The sequence below is a fragment of the Paenibacillus alba genome (assembly GCF_013204855.1).
Taxonomy (GTDB): domain Bacteria; phylum Bacillota; class Bacilli; order Paenibacillales; family NBRC-103111; genus Paenibacillus_E; species Paenibacillus_E alba.
Genome location: NZ_JABMKZ010000053.1, coordinates 12,198 through 28,276 on the forward strand (window position 1 = coordinate 12,198; position 16,079 = coordinate 28,276).

At 47.7% G+C, this 16,079-nt stretch carries 13 protein-coding genes; 2 read left to right on the forward strand and 11 right to left on the reverse strand.

All coding sequences use genetic code 11. From position 1 onward, the window contains the following. Positions 1-147: 147 nt before the first annotated feature. The 6 genes from HQN90_RS35005 to HQN90_RS35030 all read right to left on the reverse strand — a co-directional run bounded on the left by HQN90_RS35005 (position 148) and on the right by HQN90_RS35030 (position 7,150). Positions 148-1,689: a choice-of-anchor Q domain-containing protein gene (locus HQN90_RS35005; protein ID WP_420851105.1), complete on the reverse strand. Its 1,542-nt coding sequence runs from the start codon at positions 1,687-1,689 to the stop codon at positions 148-150. Positions 1,690-1,801: 112 nt separating this feature from the next. After that, the gene (locus tag HQN90_RS35010) at positions 1,802-2,749 is read right to left on the reverse strand and encodes a carbohydrate kinase family protein (protein ID WP_338042427.1); all 948 of its coding nucleotides are present in this window, start codon (positions 2,747-2,749) and stop codon (positions 1,802-1,804) included. Continuing rightward, the gene (melA, locus tag HQN90_RS35015; protein WP_173227472.1) at positions 2,746-4,047 is read right to left on the reverse strand and encodes an alpha-galactosidase; all 1,302 of its coding nucleotides are present in this window, start codon (positions 4,045-4,047) and stop codon (positions 2,746-2,748) included. The genes HQN90_RS35010 and melA overlap by 4 nt, the downstream gene beginning before the upstream one ends. Before the next feature lie 18 nt (positions 4,048-4,065). Next, positions 4,066-4,890: a carbohydrate ABC transporter permease gene (locus HQN90_RS35020; protein ID WP_173227473.1), complete on the reverse strand. Its 825-nt coding sequence runs from the start codon at positions 4,888-4,890 to the stop codon at positions 4,066-4,068. A 16-nt stretch (positions 4,891-4,906) separates the two neighbouring features. After that, entirely contained in the window at positions 4,907-5,842 is a 936-nt protein-coding gene (locus tag HQN90_RS35025) for a carbohydrate ABC transporter permease (protein ID WP_173227474.1), read from the reverse strand. Between the two features lie 15 nt (positions 5,843-5,857). Beyond that, entirely contained in the window at positions 5,858-7,150 is a 1,293-nt protein-coding gene (locus HQN90_RS35030; protein WP_173227475.1) for an ABC transporter substrate-binding protein, read from the reverse strand. A 239-nt stretch (positions 7,151-7,389) separates the two neighbouring features. Between HQN90_RS35030 and HQN90_RS35035 the strand changes: the two genes are divergently transcribed. Continuing rightward, entirely contained in the window at positions 7,390-8,412 is a 1,023-nt protein-coding gene (locus HQN90_RS35035) for a LacI family DNA-binding transcriptional regulator (protein WP_173227476.1), read from the forward strand. Between the two features lie 861 nt (positions 8,413-9,273). On the opposite strand, the gene HQN90_RS35040 is transcribed toward HQN90_RS35035, so the two are convergent. The 3 genes from HQN90_RS35040 to fba all read right to left on the reverse strand — a co-directional run bounded on the left by HQN90_RS35040 (position 9,274) and on the right by fba (position 11,966). Further along, positions 9,274-10,068, reverse strand: coding sequence for a DeoR/GlpR family DNA-binding transcription regulator (locus HQN90_RS35040; RefSeq protein ID WP_173227477.1), 795 nt, complete (start codon positions 10,066-10,068; stop codon positions 9,274-9,276). 105 nt (positions 10,069-10,173) lie between these two features. Next, a complete protein-coding gene (locus HQN90_RS35045) occupies positions 10,174-11,103 on the reverse strand; it encodes a 1-phosphofructokinase family hexose kinase (RefSeq protein WP_173227478.1) in 930 nt (309 codons plus the stop codon). Next, positions 11,100-11,966, reverse strand: a complete 867-nt coding sequence (fba, locus tag HQN90_RS35050; RefSeq protein ID WP_173227479.1) for a class II fructose-1,6-bisphosphate aldolase — start codon at positions 11,964-11,966, stop codon at positions 11,100-11,102. Before fba ends, HQN90_RS35045 begins: the two co-directional genes overlap by 4 nt. Positions 11,967-12,251: 285 nt before the next feature. On the opposite strand from fba, the gene HQN90_RS35055 reads away from it, so the two are divergent. After that, positions 12,252-13,286, forward strand: a complete 1,035-nt coding sequence (locus HQN90_RS35055; protein WP_173227480.1) for an SIS domain-containing protein — start codon at positions 12,252-12,254, stop codon at positions 13,284-13,286. A gap of 369 nt (positions 13,287-13,655) precedes the next feature. Here HQN90_RS35055 and HQN90_RS35060 read toward each other — a convergent pair whose 3' ends face one another. Both HQN90_RS35060 and HQN90_RS35065 read right to left on the reverse strand, forming a co-directional pair. Next, entirely contained in the window at positions 13,656-13,985 is a 330-nt protein-coding gene (locus HQN90_RS35060) for a helix-turn-helix transcriptional regulator (protein ID WP_173227481.1), read from the reverse strand. A gap of 442 nt (positions 13,986-14,427) precedes the next feature. Continuing rightward, positions 14,428-15,966 (reverse strand): sulfatase family protein, encoded by a 1,539-nt coding sequence (locus HQN90_RS35065; RefSeq protein ID WP_173227482.1) that lies wholly within the window; start codon positions 15,964-15,966, stop codon positions 14,428-14,430. Positions 15,967-16,079: the final 113 nt, after the last annotated feature.

Consider the following 16,079-nt stretch of genomic DNA (forward strand, 5'->3'; position numbering starts at 1 on the left):
AGCAAATTTTGTGCACATCAACAACTACATTCCGAACATTCGTCAGATTGCCCAAATATTATCGTCATTAACAGTGAAAAAGACCCTGATCCCCCCGTAAAATCCGGGAAAATCAAGGCCTTGCTCGTCTAAGCCTGGTCTTAACGATTATTCATCCGCACCGATATTCACAGCCGACCCCTGTACTCTGGCTTGACCGTCAATATCCTGTGTGCCAATAATTGCCGTATCGGTCGAACCCGCATTAATTGCCGGGGAAGTGGACTGCAGATGGAAATCGTTTGTCGTGACATTTACGAATAGCGGATCAATGAATAAAGAATGCGCATCGTTGGCGGTGCCTGATTTGTACGAAGCGAACCCTGTGTACTCCGTACCTTTCCAGCCCCATGTGGCATTGGAGGTGCCGCCTGGCGCAAAATAAAGATTGTAATCCACAATGTTGCCCGAATTTTGTGTGTTATCGTTCATAATCAGTAAATTATTAGAGCTAGCTACCATAATGTTGTTTTTAATGATATTGTTGTTGGTTTTGTACTGGAAATTCATTTGACCGCTGCCCTGATTCGCTGCATCGTTTTTGTACAGCGTGTTGTTGACAACTTTATTATTGTCAGCGGAGCCATTTCCACTGGATGAGCCCCCGAGTGAAATGCCGGAAGCGCTATTTTTATAAACCATATTGCTGCGCACCGTAATATTGCTCGTGGATTTACCTGGATGCTCAGACGCAATTTCGATGCCAATATCATTATTGTAACTGTAGTTTTGTTCAATAATAGTATCTTTGCCGCCATCGACATAAATACCATCTGCTCCATAGCTTTTATTTGGCAGCTTTTTGCCATAGGACGGATTGTTATTGGAAGTAATATTGTAGACGCGGTTCCCTCTTACGATGCCATTACGCGCCTGATCGTAGGCTTCCGTTGGCGATTTTTTTTCAAAACCGATAATATCAATACCGATGTTATCATTATCGTGAACAATATTGTTAAGAACAGAGAACGTATCGACATTGCCATTTAAAACAACGGACTCACTCGATCCAAGAACGAGGTTATACACTTCATTCCCGCTAATGGTAACGTCATGAATAGAAGCTGGCGCCTTCGTCCCATACACGGCAATACCGTGGGCATCCCGGCCAAGAAGGTCTGAACCCGTTGGGGTTGCTGTATTTTTAATATCGTGCACCTTATTGTTCGTCAGCTCGATGAAGCTGCCGGAGCCATGAACATAAATACCGACCGGCATGACGTTCGAAGCCGATGTTGTATAATTGCGAATTTCAAATCCATTGATTTTCACATAATCTTTGTCCGTAATATCTACGATTCCTTCAATACCGCTTACCGAAAGCCCCGTGCCATCGATGGTCGCTACTTCGGTGCTGTAATTTGAGAATGTAATCGGATTACCCGCCGTACCGGAGTGGGTCAGTTTCAGCTTCTGATTATATACGCCACCGCGTACATAGACCGTATCTCCCGCTGCCGCAACATCCGCTGCGTGCTGCAGCGTTTTCCAAGGTGCACTGATTGTACCTGCATTCGCATCGCTTCCGGTTGTTGCCACATAGTAGGTCGTTCCTGCCGCAGAAGCCGCCGGGGTATGCGCCCCACCAGCAGTAACAATCAATGCAGCAACACTCATTCCAAGTACGAAACCTTTCTTCGCTTTCAACACAAACATCATCTCCCTAGATTGAATTTGGCCATGCTTGAAGCTTGTTCAGTCTCCCTGACAGCATACATAAAGCTTTCTGCTATCACCCCCTTCACGTAATAAATTGGCGCTTTTACGCCTCAGCTTGCATATGAGCTACTGCCTCAGCGGTAGGGAGGCTTCCCGTGCCGCCTACTCCCAGTGTTGACAGCGCTCCGCAGGCATTGGCATAGCGGAGGAGGTTTTCTCCCGAATAGCCATGCAAAAAGGCATAAATGATCCCCGCATTGAAGCAATCCCCCGCTCCTGTTGTATCTACAGGAGATACCTGGTAAGGAGCGGCCGACACGATATGTCCATCCAAATTACGCAGGGATGCCCCTTTAGAGCCTTGCTTAATTGCCACAATCCCCGGTGTTGAAGGAAGCTGCTCCCAGACTTCACTTAATTTCTCTGAGGAATAAATATGCAGCGCTTCCTCCTCGCTCGGGATGAACAAATCAGTCTGCCCCAGCAGCAGGTCAATGCCTTCCCGATCCCATTGATTGCGGACATCCCATCCCGTATCGAAGGAAGTGCTAATCCCTTGAGCACGCGCGCGTTCAAACAGCGTATTCCAATGAGGCCTCATACTGTCCTGCAAATAATAGGAACCGAAATGGAGATGACACGCTTCATGCAGTAGTCGCTCAGGAATATACTTCGGCGTCAGCATAGGAATACTGCCTGGATAGGTTAGCAAACCTCGATCAGATGGGGTTGAGAACGAAAGGGTAACCCCCGTCTTCATCTCTGGCTCGGAAGTGACATGGTCCGTATTGACCCCCATTCGCTGCAGCTCCGCTAAGCACAATTTGCCAAAGTCATCATCACCTACGACACTTACGAACCATACATCCAATCCCAAACTCGCCAAAGCACAGGCTGTAATTGCCGAGGAGGAACCGAGAACGACTTCAAATCCATTGATCATTTTCTCGCGATTCCACTGAGGCACCACATCTTCTCCGGACAAAATAATGTCCACATTCAATTCCCCGACTACGACAACCTTTCGCTTTTTCGTCTTAGCTTCCATCATTTCATGACAGGGATGAAATCCCGCTCCGCTTCGTAAAGTTCTTCAAACATATCTCCAATCTCTGCCAAGGAGCATACAGCAGCAGAAAGTGGATCAACCATGAGCGCATGTCTCGCCATTTCTTTATCATTGTTCAGCACAGCGCCCACAGCGAGATCGAAGAAGGCCATATTGGACCGACAAAGCGCTGCCAGATGCTCAGGCAAACTGCCGAATCGGCAAGGATTGATGCCATTGCGATCAACCATGCATGCCACTTCCACGACCCCATTTTGCGGCAAATTATGAATTAAGCCTTGATTCGGTACATTGCCATAAATAACCTTGGATTCGTTCTTCAGCACAGCTTCAATAATAATCGCCGCATACTCGTTGCTGGACTTCAGTTCAAGCGGAAGCGTACCTTCCAGCTGTTGTTGAATCTTATCGTCATTATCTTGACGCCATGTAGGCCAGTTATCGGCATAATAGCCTGTAGCTCCGTTGTAGCCAGCATTGCAGTGAAGATCAATCAACGATTGACGTTTGCGGTAGTAAGGGATGTACTCCGAGAAATGACCGCTTGATTCCGAAACGAAAGCCCCCAAATATTTCATCGTATCAAAGCGCACGGGATCTTTCTTCAATAAATCCGGATTCTGAATCTTTTCACGGAGCACGGGATATAGATCTTGCCCCTGATGGGTCAATTCTACGAACCAGGACATATGATTAATGCCGCCGGCTCTCCATTTCAATTCCTCATAGGGAACACCCGCGTATTTCGCTAATTGGCGAGACGTATTCTGGATCGAATGACAAAGCCCAACCACAGGAATTTCTGTCATGCGGGAGGTCAGCAGCGTAACGGCAGACATCGGATTCGTATAATTGAGGATCATGCTCTCTGGGCACAAGTCCTCAATATCGCGAACAATCGCCATCCAGCTCGGCAGCGTTCGCAACGTTTTGAAGAGGCCACCCGGACCCATCGTATCGCCAATACATTGATTCACGCCGTATTTCAAAGGAATTTCGTATTCATATCGAACCGTTTGCAATCCGCCTACTTCGATCTGGTTAATGACGAATTGGGAGCCTGCAATAACTTCTCTGCGATTAACCGACGCAATAACTTCCCAATTTTTCCCGGATACCTCGATAATTTTGAGCACCAGCTTGCGGGCGATCTCCAGACGTTTCTCGTCAATATCCACCAAGGCAATTGTGCCGCCTTCTATGCCTTGAATCAGCATAATATCCATAACAATTTCTTGTGTAAAAGTACTGCCAGCCCCGATAATCGATATTTTTGTCATATGTGTTCTCCTTGTATGTTATTTCATGCCTGTCATCGTCAAGCCTTTAATAAATTGTTTTTGGAAAATCAAGAAAACGATAATAACCGGTGTTGTAATGAGAACAGCAGCAGACATCACAACGTTGTAATTAACCATATGAGTGCCGTTGAAGTAAACCAGGGCCAAAGGGACCGTCATTTTACTCGTATCATTCAACACAATCAGCGGCCACAAATAATTGTTCCATGAATTCATGAACGTGAATATCCCTAAAGCCGAAAGCATCGGAAGAATAAGCGGCGCAATGATGCGAAGCATTAATTTAAGCTCGCCAGCCCCGTCTATTCGCGCTGCATCCAGAAGATCTTGCGGAATTTCCTCGATAAATTGCTTGGCGAGAAATACGCCGTATGAGCTGACTAAGTTGGGCAAAATGATCGCGAACAAATGATTGATTAGTCCAAGCTTCGCCGTAATTAAATAAGTCGGAATCATAATCACTTGGAAAGGAATCATCATCGTTGCCAAAATCAGAATGAACAGCAGCTTCTTCCCTCTGAATTGATGCTTGGCAAAAATGTAGCCCGACAGCGCACTTGTAAACAGCGTCACAGCCGTAATAACAACCGAGGTGAACGCACTATTCAGCAGCCATTTCATAAATGGCGTATCCTTCAGAACGGTACGATAACCATCCAAGCTGGGATGCTGCGGAAAGAAACCGCCTGAACCCGCCACAATTTCCATATTGCTCTTCAGCGATGAAAGCACCATCCATACATAGGGCATGAGCATGATGCAGGCAAGCACACTAATGACAGCTATGATGACGCCATCGAACCAGACACTTCTGCGTTGCATGTGTTTAAGCCTCCTGTCAATATTCCCATTGGGTGCGTCCCCATTTTAACTGCAGCAGCGTAACCAATAAAATGATGATGAGGAATACGGTAGCCATTGCCGAGGCGTAGCCCATGTTGGAATTGGAAAAAGCTTGCTCGTAAATGTGCAGGGCCAGAACCCGCGTTTCATTAAAAGGCTCCCCCTTCGTCATGATCTGGAACTGGGGAAAAGCTTGGAAGTACGAGACGACGGTTGTCACCGAGACGAACAACGTCGTTCTGCGAAGCAGCGGTACTGTCACATGCCGGAACAGGTGCCAACGGTTTGCGCCGTCTAATATAGCCGCTTCATAGTACAAATCCGGAATCGAATCCAGTCCTGCCATGAAAAGAACGACGTTATAGCCAATATCCGCCCACAAAGTCATCATGATAACCGAGAAAAGCGCATAATGCGGATCGCTCAGCCATTGGATCGGTGCGATATGAAGCTTGGAGAGCAGCAGATTGAACAAGCCGTTATGGTAGTTAAACATCGTGCTCCATACGATGGCAGTCCCTGCGAGCGGAGCAATCGTCGGTAGAAAAAACACCGTTCGAAATAAATCTTTTAACCAACGAACTCTGACACGCTGGATAGCCATTGCAATGAGCAAGGTGATCACGATGTTGGCAAGCACGGCTATCGTTACGAATTTAAACGTTACCCAAAGCGACTTGAGAAATACGGCATCACCCAGCATGCGAATATAGTTGTCTGCGCCTACGAACAGCGCACTCGCACTAAGCGGATTATATTTGAATACAGACAACCCCAAGCTCCATCCAATGGGAATAAAAGCAAATACACCAAACAACAACAAGATGGGAATAAGCGAGAAAAGCACGAATTTTCTTTCACCCTTGTATTCCACGAGATTCTGATCTGATTTAGCTTTCTTGCTTCCGATAGATACTGCACTTTTGTTCATGCTCAAACACTCCGATCACTTGTGTTGATCCTGACTATCGTTAACCGCTTTTTCTATCTTTTTGAGCCCCTCTTCGACACTCACTTGCCCCGCTGCAATGACTTGAAAATTATCATTCACCTGCTTAAAGAAAAAGTCGCGATCCGCTATGGGACCGATCCATTGACCTAAGGACAGAACGCTTAAGGAAGTCTTCATATAAGGATTCGCTTTCAGGAATTCCGGATCTTCGGCTACCTCTTTTTTGGCGGGAACGGTGAAGGTGTCTAGGTTCCAGGTGCGCAGATTATCCTTCTGTGACATGAATTGAATGAAATCAAGGGCAGCCTGGCGCTGCTTGCTCTTCTGGGAAACGACCACACCCCAGCCAGACTCCGCTGCGAACGTTGGTGGATTAGTTGTGAAGGAAGGAACGGACACATATTCAAAGTCGTTGACTTTATAATTATTAAGCCCCGCTGCAATGGTCCAAGGCCCACGATATGTCATAGCTGAATTTCCTCGGTAAAAATAATCCGATGTGTCGAGCTCGCCGCCAAACGTCGTGAGGTCAGCTACTTTATCATCTGCCACTAGGCTTTTCAAAGTTGACATCGCTTTCAAAGCTTCCGGCGTTTGGAAGTTCACATGGTCTTTCTCCCCCCAATAAGTACCTTTTTGCTGCAAAATCAACGATAGGAAGGTGAACGTAATATTGTCGCTCGATACGAAATCAAAGCCTTTTACTTTAATCCCATTGCTATCTCGAATCGTTAGCTTCTTCGCATCTTCAACCAATTCAGCCCATGTCGCTGGCGGAGCAGCAATGCCTTTGTCTTTCAGCATTTGCGGGTGTATCAGCATTCCGCCATTTTCAATGTTATATTCCAGCGGCAAACCGTACAGCTTATTATTCAGCGTATAACCGCCGATCGGGGCATCATAATAGGCTTTTTTCACATTTTCGCTATCAGGTATTTCGGCGAGCAATCCGTTTTGGGAATACTCTGGAACCCATGTGCCGAACACTTCTGCGATATCAGGAGGATTTTTGGCCGAGTAGGCGGCTTTCAGTTTGGGATTGTAGATATCATAAGGGAAAGATTGATAGTCGATCTCGACATTCGGATGCAAAGCGCGATAATTGTCAATCTGCTTCTTATAGGCGCCTACCATCGCATCTTCTTGGTGACTCCAGAAAGTAAGCTTAACGTGACCATCTGTTGTTGCAGGTGCTGTTGCATCAGGTTCATTACCACTGGTACAACCAACAGTTGCAAAAATAATGCAAAAAATTGATAAAATTGCACCTTTTCTCGATAAATTCATGCTTATCCCCCTCAAAAACGATGTATTAGGTTGTATCCTCTCGTTAATACTAAAAATATAACCTAAAATGTGGAACCAGTCAATAAATAATTTTCAATAATTTGCGGCAAATTATTATTTAATTTTCAAATATTTTCATCGTTTTTCGAGTTGACCTTAGGATTTTTTTTACTTAACATAGAGAGTAAGAATTTGCGGCAAATTATTTATCCTATATGAAACTGAAGGCAGGTTGTGTCATGCCCACATTAAAAGATATAGCCGAACGCGTAGGCGTCTCGATTTCCACCGTCTCCCGCATCCTGGCCAATGATTCCAATCGTGCTGTGAACAGTGAAACGAAGCAAAAGATCTGGGATACAGCCCGGGAGCTCGGGTACGTAATTAAACCCGCATCGCACGAGGCAAACCCGGTAACCAAAGGCATTGGGTGTGTCGTCTCCACCATGCAGGATCGGCATTACCACCCTTACTTCTCGGTGATCTTCGATGGGATTGAGAAGGAACTGTCCCGCAACGGGTACAAAATTGCCTTCACGCATACGCAAGAAGATCTGAAAAGACCCGAAATTTTGCATCAAATTACGAATGAGAATCAAGTGGAAGGCATCATCGTCATCGAAGGCATTGAGAGCAAGCTGTACACCTATTTGAAAAAACATGTAAAACACGTCGTCGGGATCGATGTCTCCGATCCTACGATCCCAACGATTACCTATGACCGCGTTGAAGCCGCGCGGATTGCAGTCCAGCATCTTATCGATCAAGGGCACCGCGATATTTTGTTTATCGGCGGCACTGGCTTATCCGGTCAATTCCATCGGGAGAAAAGATACCGCGGGTATCAGGCTGCCTTAGAGCAATCTGGCATCGCCATCGACCCCCAGCATGTATTGAATGCCGAATGGGAACCCGACAAAGCCTATCGTCTTGTTTTGAAGTACATCGAGGATCATCACGGCAAGCTCCCGACCGCTGTGTTTGCAGCAAGCGACATCATGGCGATGGCTGCTATGCGCGCGATCTCGGAGAAGGGCTTCCGCACTCCTCAAGATTTCGCGATTGTGGGCTTCGATGACAACGAGCCGTCCCGTTACACGGTGCCTCCGCTCTCAACCATTCATATCCCAACCTTCGAAATTGGGATTGTCGCTGCCCGAACCGTACTGCAGTGCATACAGTTCCCCTACCCGCTGCCAATCAAAATATTGCTGCCGTTCGAGCCCATCTTCCGCCAATCGAGTGATTGGCGTGTGCCATAGTGGAGGATCCACAGTGAAGGATCCACAGTGAAGGATCCACAGTAAAGGATCGCAAGGGTTCTCCCTTGCGGTCCTTTTAGGTTTCTTGTGCTCGGAACACTTGTGTTCGGGCACATGGAATATTGATCTGCCGCGCTTGGGCGAGTGAGACTGCCTTTTCACGCGCTGAGACTGCTTTTTTCGCCGGCTCGGGGCGGGTTGGCGGGTTGGCGGGTTGGCGGCTTTTCTGCTTACGAGCCTGCCTTTTTCGCCGGCTCGGGCCGAGATGGCGGCTTGCTTGCTTATGAGCCTGCCTTTTTGGCAGGCTCGGCTTGCCCTTCGCGCGGATTCTGCCTTTTCGCGCGCTGAGAGACTGCCTTTTTCGCCGGCTCGGGGCCGGTTGGCGGCTTTTCTGCTTACGAGCCTGCCTTTTTGGCAGGCTCGGCTTGCCCTTCGCGCGGATTCTGCCTTTTCGCGCGCTGAGACTGCCTTTTTCGCCGGCTCGGGGCGGGGCGACGGCTTTCTTGCTTCCGAGCCTGCCTTTTTGGCAGGCTCGGCTTGCCCTTCGCGCGGATTCTGCCTTTTCGCGCGCTGAGACTGTCTTTTTCGCCGGCTCAGGGCGAGGCGGCAGCTTTTCTGCTTCTGAGCCTGCCAAAAAGGCAGGCTCGGCTTGCCCTTCGCGCGGATTCCGCCTTTTCGCGCGCTGAGACTGCCTTTTTCGCCGACTCGGGGCGGGGCGGCGGCTTTCTTGCTTCTGAGCCTGCCAAAAAGGCAGGCTCGTGCCTACTTCCTCAGACCAAAAGGACCCAGCCACAAATGGCTAGGTCCTTAAGTGATGGCTAGGTCCTTAGATAATGGTCAGGTCCTTAGATCCTTTATACCTCACTCAGCAACAGGTACCGCTGTATGTATCGCAACATGCCGCTCTTCGCAAGCTTGCGCGAACCAGCCTTCCGGCTGTTCATTCATAATAACCCCCGTTGCTTGGTGGAGGGGGATAATGGTGAACAGAGCGCTTTTTTCAAGCTTGCTCTGATCGAAAACAGCATACACTTGTCTGGATCGTTCGATCAACAATTGAGCAATTCGGGCTTCGAGCTCGGAATGCATCGTAAATCCATGCTCCAAAGACACCCCGTCTACCCCAAGAAACATCTTCGTGACGTTTATTTTATCAATGACACTTTCCGCCAGCGGTCCGCTCAGTTCATAGCTTTTCGCCCGCATAACGCCGCCAATCACAACAACTTGCACACCGTCGGCATCCGCTAGCTCAGCGGCAATGTTCACGGCATTCGTAACGATCGTAATATGGCGATGCTTTTTCAAGGCTCTAGCGATGAAAAACGTTGTCGTTCCCCCAGTCAGGCAGACAATGTCCCCTTCTTCCACCAAATTCGCTGCGGCTTCGGCAATTCGTTCTTTCCCTTGCTGCTGAAAAAAACGCTTATCCGCAAACGGCAATTCAACAGCAGATTGCAGGATAGCTCCTTCGTAGATTGCTCCTCCAATGGTGCGAATGATGGGCCCTGATTTCTCTAACAAGTCCAAATCACGTCTGGCCGTAGCTTCCGAGCAGCCGATAGCTTCAATAATTTCCTGAACCGATATTTTGCCGTGCAATTTAATGAGCTCCAGAAGTTTCGACCTGCGCAACTCGCTCTTTGAATATTCCATATGTCTCTCCTTTGACGCTATCAGCGCCGTCTTCCCTGCTATTCCTAATTTTGGAGGACAAAGAGCAAGATTGCAAGTAGCCTGCAGAAATACCACGATTACAGCTTACAAAGTAATGACCTTCACTTGCTCCATATATGCTTGGAAAAGCGAATAGTCGACATGACCAGCTTTATCCGACATCGCGTTAGCAGCGGCGGCTGCCGCAGCAATGCGCAATCTTTCGGCAGGTGTATCTCCCCGATCGTCCGCAAAAGCCATACCCGCAACGAATGAATCGCCGCAGCCAACCGTATTGACCGCTTTAATCAAAGGGGGCGAAACCAGATATCCTTCGCCTCCTATGAAGGCAATCGCCCCTCGGCTGCCCAAAGTAACGCATACTTGCTCGATCCCAACACCAGCTAATTTCTCCGCTGCTTCCACCCAATCCGCGTCCCCCCATCGCTCCCGCCCCATCCACTGAGCCAACTCTTGCTCGTTTGGCTTCACAAAATGCGGGCACGCCAACAGTCCGCTGCTCAAAGCAGCTCCACTCGTGTCTAAATATACGCGTGCTTGCGTAGATCGAATAACGTGTATAAGTTCCACGTACAAATCGGCAGGGGCACCTGGCGGCAAGCTCCCAGAGAGTACGACAACGGTAGATCGCAGCGCCAGCCTGTGTACAACTTCTTTCATCTCCGCGATGTGAATCCCATTGATTTCAGGACCAGCTTCCAGCAGTTCCGTCGATTTGCGGTTAGACTCCTCGAGGATATTCAAACAAACACGGGATTCCCCCGGCACACGAACGAAAGAAGTTTCGATGCCCCGCTCCTTCAAGTTTTCCTCAATAAAAGAACCACTGCTGCCAGCAACAATTCCGGAAGCCGTGACATCTCCGCCTAGCAGTCGAATCACTTTGGCGACATTATTGCCTTTCCCACCCGGTTCTGCGATTTGCCTACCAACACGCTGTACTTCACCTATTCGAAAGGAATTGACATAGTACGTTTTGTCGATGGCTGCATTCAGTGTAACCGTGGTAATCATCGAACTTCGCCGGCTTTGCCCACACACCCGCACAGCTGCATCTTCTCAATGGCCAGGCGCTTTGCCGCCTCTTTCGCTGGAACCATATATTTCCGAGGATCATTTTCCTCCGGATTCGCCGTGAACACTTGTTTTATCGCATCCGTGAAAGCAATACGTAGTTCTGTGGCAATATTCATTTTGGCCATTCCCAGCGCAACCGCTCTTCTTACCTGTTCAGCAGGAATACCCGATCCCCCATGCAAAACCAATGGAGCTGCGACGCGATCGGCAATTTGCGCAATCCGGGCAAAATCAATATTCGGTTCCCCTTTATAAATGCCATGAGCAGTACCAATCGCTGGAGCCAAGGTTAACACGCCCGTACGCTCAATAAATTGGCTGCACTCTTCCGGATCCGCCAAAAGCGCATCACGTTCGTCTACAACGATGTCATCCTCAACGCCTCCAACCTTGCCAAGCTCAGCTTCCACATTTACACCAGCGGCAAGGGCGACTTCCATCACTTTGCGCGTGCGCTCCACATTCTCTTCGAACGGATACATGGAAGCATCAATCATAACTGACGTATAGCCCGCCCGAATACATTGAACGATGAGCTGGAAATCTGTGCAATGGTCCAAATGCAGAGCAATCGGCAGCCCTGTGCGATTCGCGGCAACCGTAGCCGCAGCTGCTAAATAATCGGGACCTAAATGTTTAACAGTACCAACCGTTGATTGAATAATTAGCGGGGATTGCGTTTCCACGGCTGCTTCAATGACAGCTTGAAGCATTTCAAGTGTGTGTACGTTGAACGCACCGATGGCATACTTGTTTTTGCGGGCAATTTGAAGCATGTGAGTCGATGAAATAAGTGGCATAATGAGTTCCTCCTTCTGGGTTTCGCCAAACAACTGGCATACTGAACATAATGATATGTGAAATGATTGCCATGCCGTATTATTGATCATCATAATCTCAGTTTATGATTTTTTCAATCTTTTTTTTGATTGTAAAAGTATTTAAAATCATTAATTTGCTAAAAACACGCAGTAAACTGAATGATTACACTCAAATTTGATTGTAAAAATCAAATTGTGATTGAAAAAGTACAAAATATGATTTAAGCTTATGTGGCAGATCCATATTTAAGGAGGTTATCATTCATGAGTTTAACCTATCGTGAAATTAAACAGCAGTATACAGCTTTGCAGCAAACGTACGATTACATGCTAGCTCAAAGAGCGGAAGTTACTGCTTTTGCGCAGGCACAATCCGTCACCTTCATTGGCTGTGGCTCCAGCTACTGCTTGAGCGAATCCGCTGCATTTTCCTTCCGGTTGCGGACCGGTCTTCCTTCAAGCGCCTTGGCGGGAGGCGACCTTATGTTAAATCCGGAGCGATATCGCGCTTTATTAGCAGGCACTTTATTAATTGCACCCTCACGGTCCGGCAGCACGAGCGAAATTGTCGAAGCCGTTCGTCTCATTCAACAGGCTTCCCCTATTCCTGTGCTCGCTCTTTCATGTGTGACGAATTCACCACTTTCCCAGCAGGCTGACTTTTCGCTGGAATTGCCTTGGGCTTTCGATCACAGTGTATGCCAGACACGAACTGTAACTAATCTTTATACCGCCAATCTATTATTGGCCGCCTTCCTCAGCAACGACGAAGCCGTCATCGCGGATATTCAAACAGCGATCCAGCAAGGCGAAGCCTTTATGACACGAGTCGAGCAGGATATCCGCACAACAGCCGATTTTTCCTGGACTAACGCTGTCGTACTTGCCGATGGAGAGTTGTATGGACTCGCGTCCGAAGGGGCGATTGCCCTAACGGAGATCGCCAAAGTTCAAGCCAATTCCCATCATCTGTTGGATGTTCGTCATGGCCCGATGGTAACCATCGGACCGGATACACTCGTTATCGCAGCGATAACCGGCAATGGCACCGAACATCAGAACAATTTGATGCGCGATATCAAACAAAGAGGTGCAACGATTATCGCATTCGCCGATCGAGCTGATCTCATCTCCACCGAGCATGTCGATCTTGCCGTGATCTCAGATAACCCGTTAGATATCGCTGCACAAGGTATTCCCTTTATGTTCATTCCCCAAATCGTTGCGTTGACCAGCGCCGAGCGCCAAGGCATGAATCCAGACCAGCCCGACGGATTGGTAGCTTGGGTGAAATTGTAAGCACAAGTCCCTCATACCATGCAAAAAAAACGCCTCCAACACCACTAACCAAGTGGGGATGGAGGCGTTTTTCCTATGTATTGCAACAATGCTTTCTACAAACCTGCGATTATGCATCCTTTTTCTCGCCTCTACCGCCTTCAGCAGTAAATTCCTGCCATTATGCATCCTTTTGAGGCCATTTCCTGATGGCAAGGCGAAAAAATCCAAAATACCTGCATTATCGCAGGCATTTCGGATTTTTATACGATTTCGCCGAAAATACCTGCATTTTTGCAGGCTTCTGACTCCTCGAAGCACAATCCTGAAACACGCGGAGCTGCAAGATGCCCGTAGGTGTCCCGTTCCGCCCCCCAGCTTATTCCTTCGTCAAGCGCTGGATACGCTCGGGATATCAGTTAACTCGGTATGCCTTCGGCGAAACTTCGTGAACGCTCGGGTAAACGAATACAGCTCTGGATAACCGAGCGATAAGGCGATTTCGGTCACAGACAGGTCACTCTCTCGCAGCAAACGAGCGCCTTTGTCCATTCTTAGCTTTTGCAAATAGCACTGAGGTGAACAGCCAAACTTTTTGACGAATGCTACATGAGAACGATGTATACCTACCTGGCGGGATGCATCCTCAATGCGTATGTTCTCCGTAAAATGCAAATCCAAGTAGTTCTTCATATTCTCAAGCCAATTGCTTCTTATCAAACTTGCTCCCGTTTCTGTACATATCTTCATCTTCCAAAATAAATCAAATAACAAGCTTTGCTCTCTCAAGGAATCGGGCTTATGTCTCTTAAATAAGTCAAGAATGCGGTGAATGGCTTCATTCACTTCATGGTGGCCCAAAATAAAGAGGGGGAAAGGCCCAGATCTGCTATCAGTTTAGGTCCAATATGATAAGTCGGCTTTGCTTTATTCTGCCTTTGAAGAATCGAGTACCAGAAATCCGCATACTCATACATATTCCTGCATGATGCTGCAACAATCCCTTCCACACCTCTAGCGGCTATGCGAAGGGGAGCGACCGCGTTTAGAGGCAGATTTTATAACCAAATAGAAAGACAATTTCGGGCACCTTATACTTTCTGGCAAAAAAGAACAAGCGCCGGCAACACTCAGCAGCTTGTTCACTTTATTTAATCCCCAATTAAGCTCCGCAAACTCTCGGCATAGGCATCGGTTCCTTGCCAAGCTCCGCCCAAGCGTATTTCAGCAATAACTCGGATTTCAGATCTGCAAATTCCTTCTGATCCCATAAATTGTTGATTTCTCCGGGATCGTTCTGAAGATCGAAGATTTCTCCGTATGTTTGATTATAATAAACGGTGATCTTGTATCTCTCATTCACATACGTTTTCTGGTGAATTGTCGTTGGCTGATGATGAAACTCGCATAAGGCGTGGTCTCGCGCACTTTCTTTCGTACCTAGCCAGACCTCTCTCTGATCGACGCCTGTCATCGTCCTTGGGATAGGAATGTCACAGAAAGAAAGGAAAGTCGGAGCCAAATCAACCAAGGATTGAATCGATGAGCTCTCTTTGCCTTGCGGAATGTGACCAGGGTAACGAACGATAAAAGGAAGCTTAATGAGATCTTCGTAATGAAAGCCGCCTTTTGCCTGCAAACCATGCTGCCCAAAGAAATGCCCATGATCTGTTGTAAAGATCACGATCGTATTCTCAGCAAGTCCAAGCTCATCGAGCTTATCCAAAATATTGCCGATATACTTGTCCATCAAACTGATCATGCCATAATACACCGCTACCTGCTTCGCCTTATGCTCTTCGGTCAAGCGGAACTTATCCCCATAGCCGTAATAATGATGTGAATGATATCCATGAGCATTATTTCCACCTGGCTCCTGCAAATAAGAAAAGTCCGGATCGTCTTCCTGCGTTAATCCAAAATGCGGCGGATTGTTGTCATGTTCTCCCGGCGTCACAGCAGGAATCGTCAGCTTGGACGGATCATACATCGTATCCCAAGGCTCGGGAACCAAATATTCCGGATGCGGATCGAAGAAGCTGCTCCAGAGGAAGAAGCTCTCATCCTGCTCTTTGTAAGTCTCCAGCATAGCGTTGGAACGTTCCGCAATCCAAGTATTATAGTGAAATTCTTCCGGGATTGGCCATTTATACGTCGTGGAGCTATCCATTGTCCCTGTTGGCGGCAAGAAATAATCCCGCCAATTCAGACAGCCTTTTTCCTCCAGCCATAACGCGTAGTGCTGTCCAACATGTGCTTCGTTCGTATGATTTCTGGCGAGTTCGACATGGTCGAAGCCATAGAACGACTCTTTATAGTTTCGCCAAAATTCCAAGTCCTGCATAATCGGATACGATTCAAGAGACGGATATTCTTCGGTTGATTGCAACTGCTGGAAATGGGCTTTGCCGATTAATGCGGATTGATAGCCACCCTCACGGAAATCCTCTGTCACCACATGGCGATCCTCAAGAAGCTTGGTTCCAAGGGTCCATGCCCCGTGCTGACTCGGATACATTCCCGTTATAATAGACGCTCGTGTCGGGGTACAGGTCGGATTCGGGCAGTAAGCCCGATTGAACGTTGTGCCTTCACGAACCAAACGATCCAAATTAGGGGTAGAAACTTCATGATTAAAAGCTCCAATCGTGTTCCAATGCTGTTGATCACTCGTTATTAGCAATATATTAGGTTTCTTCATCGTATCATCGCCTCCCAATGTGTCTATCTTATCCGTCTATCTGAGTTTTTGCCAATAGCAACATGTTGTCCCCTATTGTCATTATGTTAGATTTGAACCTGGCAGCAGCCGTT

Bases quoted from the DNA above. Each gene is read 5' to 3' on its own strand.
- HQN90_RS35010 (WP_338042427.1), bottom strand. From the start codon at position 2,749: ATGATGGAAGCTAAGACGAAAAAGCGAAAGGTTGTCGTAGTCGGGGAA.
- melA (WP_173227472.1), bottom strand. From the start codon at position 4,047: ATGACAAAAATATCGATTATCGGGGCTGGCAGTACTTTTACACAAGAA.
- HQN90_RS35020 (WP_173227473.1), bottom strand. From the start codon at position 4,890: ATGCAACGCAGAAGTGTCTGGTTCGATGGCGTCATCATAGCTGTCATT.
- HQN90_RS35025 (WP_173227474.1), bottom strand. From the start codon at position 5,842: ATGAACAAAAGTGCAGTATCTATCGGAAGCAAGAAAGCTAAATCAGAT.
- HQN90_RS35030 (WP_173227475.1), bottom strand. From the start codon at position 7,150: ATGAATTTATCGAGAAAAGGTGCAATTTTATCAATTTTTTGCATTATT.
- HQN90_RS35035 (WP_173227476.1), top strand. From the start codon at position 7,390: ATGCCCACATTAAAAGATATAGCCGAACGCGTAGGCGTCTCGATTTCC.
- HQN90_RS35040 (WP_173227477.1), bottom strand. From the start codon at position 10,068: ATGGAATATTCAAAGAGCGAGTTGCGCAGGTCGAAACTTCTGGAGCTC.
- HQN90_RS35045 (WP_173227478.1), bottom strand. From the start codon at position 11,103: ATGATTACCACGGTTACACTGAATGCAGCCATCGACAAAACGTACTAT.
- fba (WP_173227479.1), bottom strand. From the start codon at position 11,966: ATGCCACTTATTTCATCGACTCACATGCTTCAAATTGCCCGCAAAAAC.
- HQN90_RS35055 (WP_173227480.1), top strand. From the start codon at position 12,252: ATGAGTTTAACCTATCGTGAAATTAAACAGCAGTATACAGCTTTGCAG.
- HQN90_RS35065 (WP_173227482.1), bottom strand. From the start codon at position 15,966: ATGAAGAAACCTAATATATTGCTAATAACGAGTGATCAACAGCATTGG.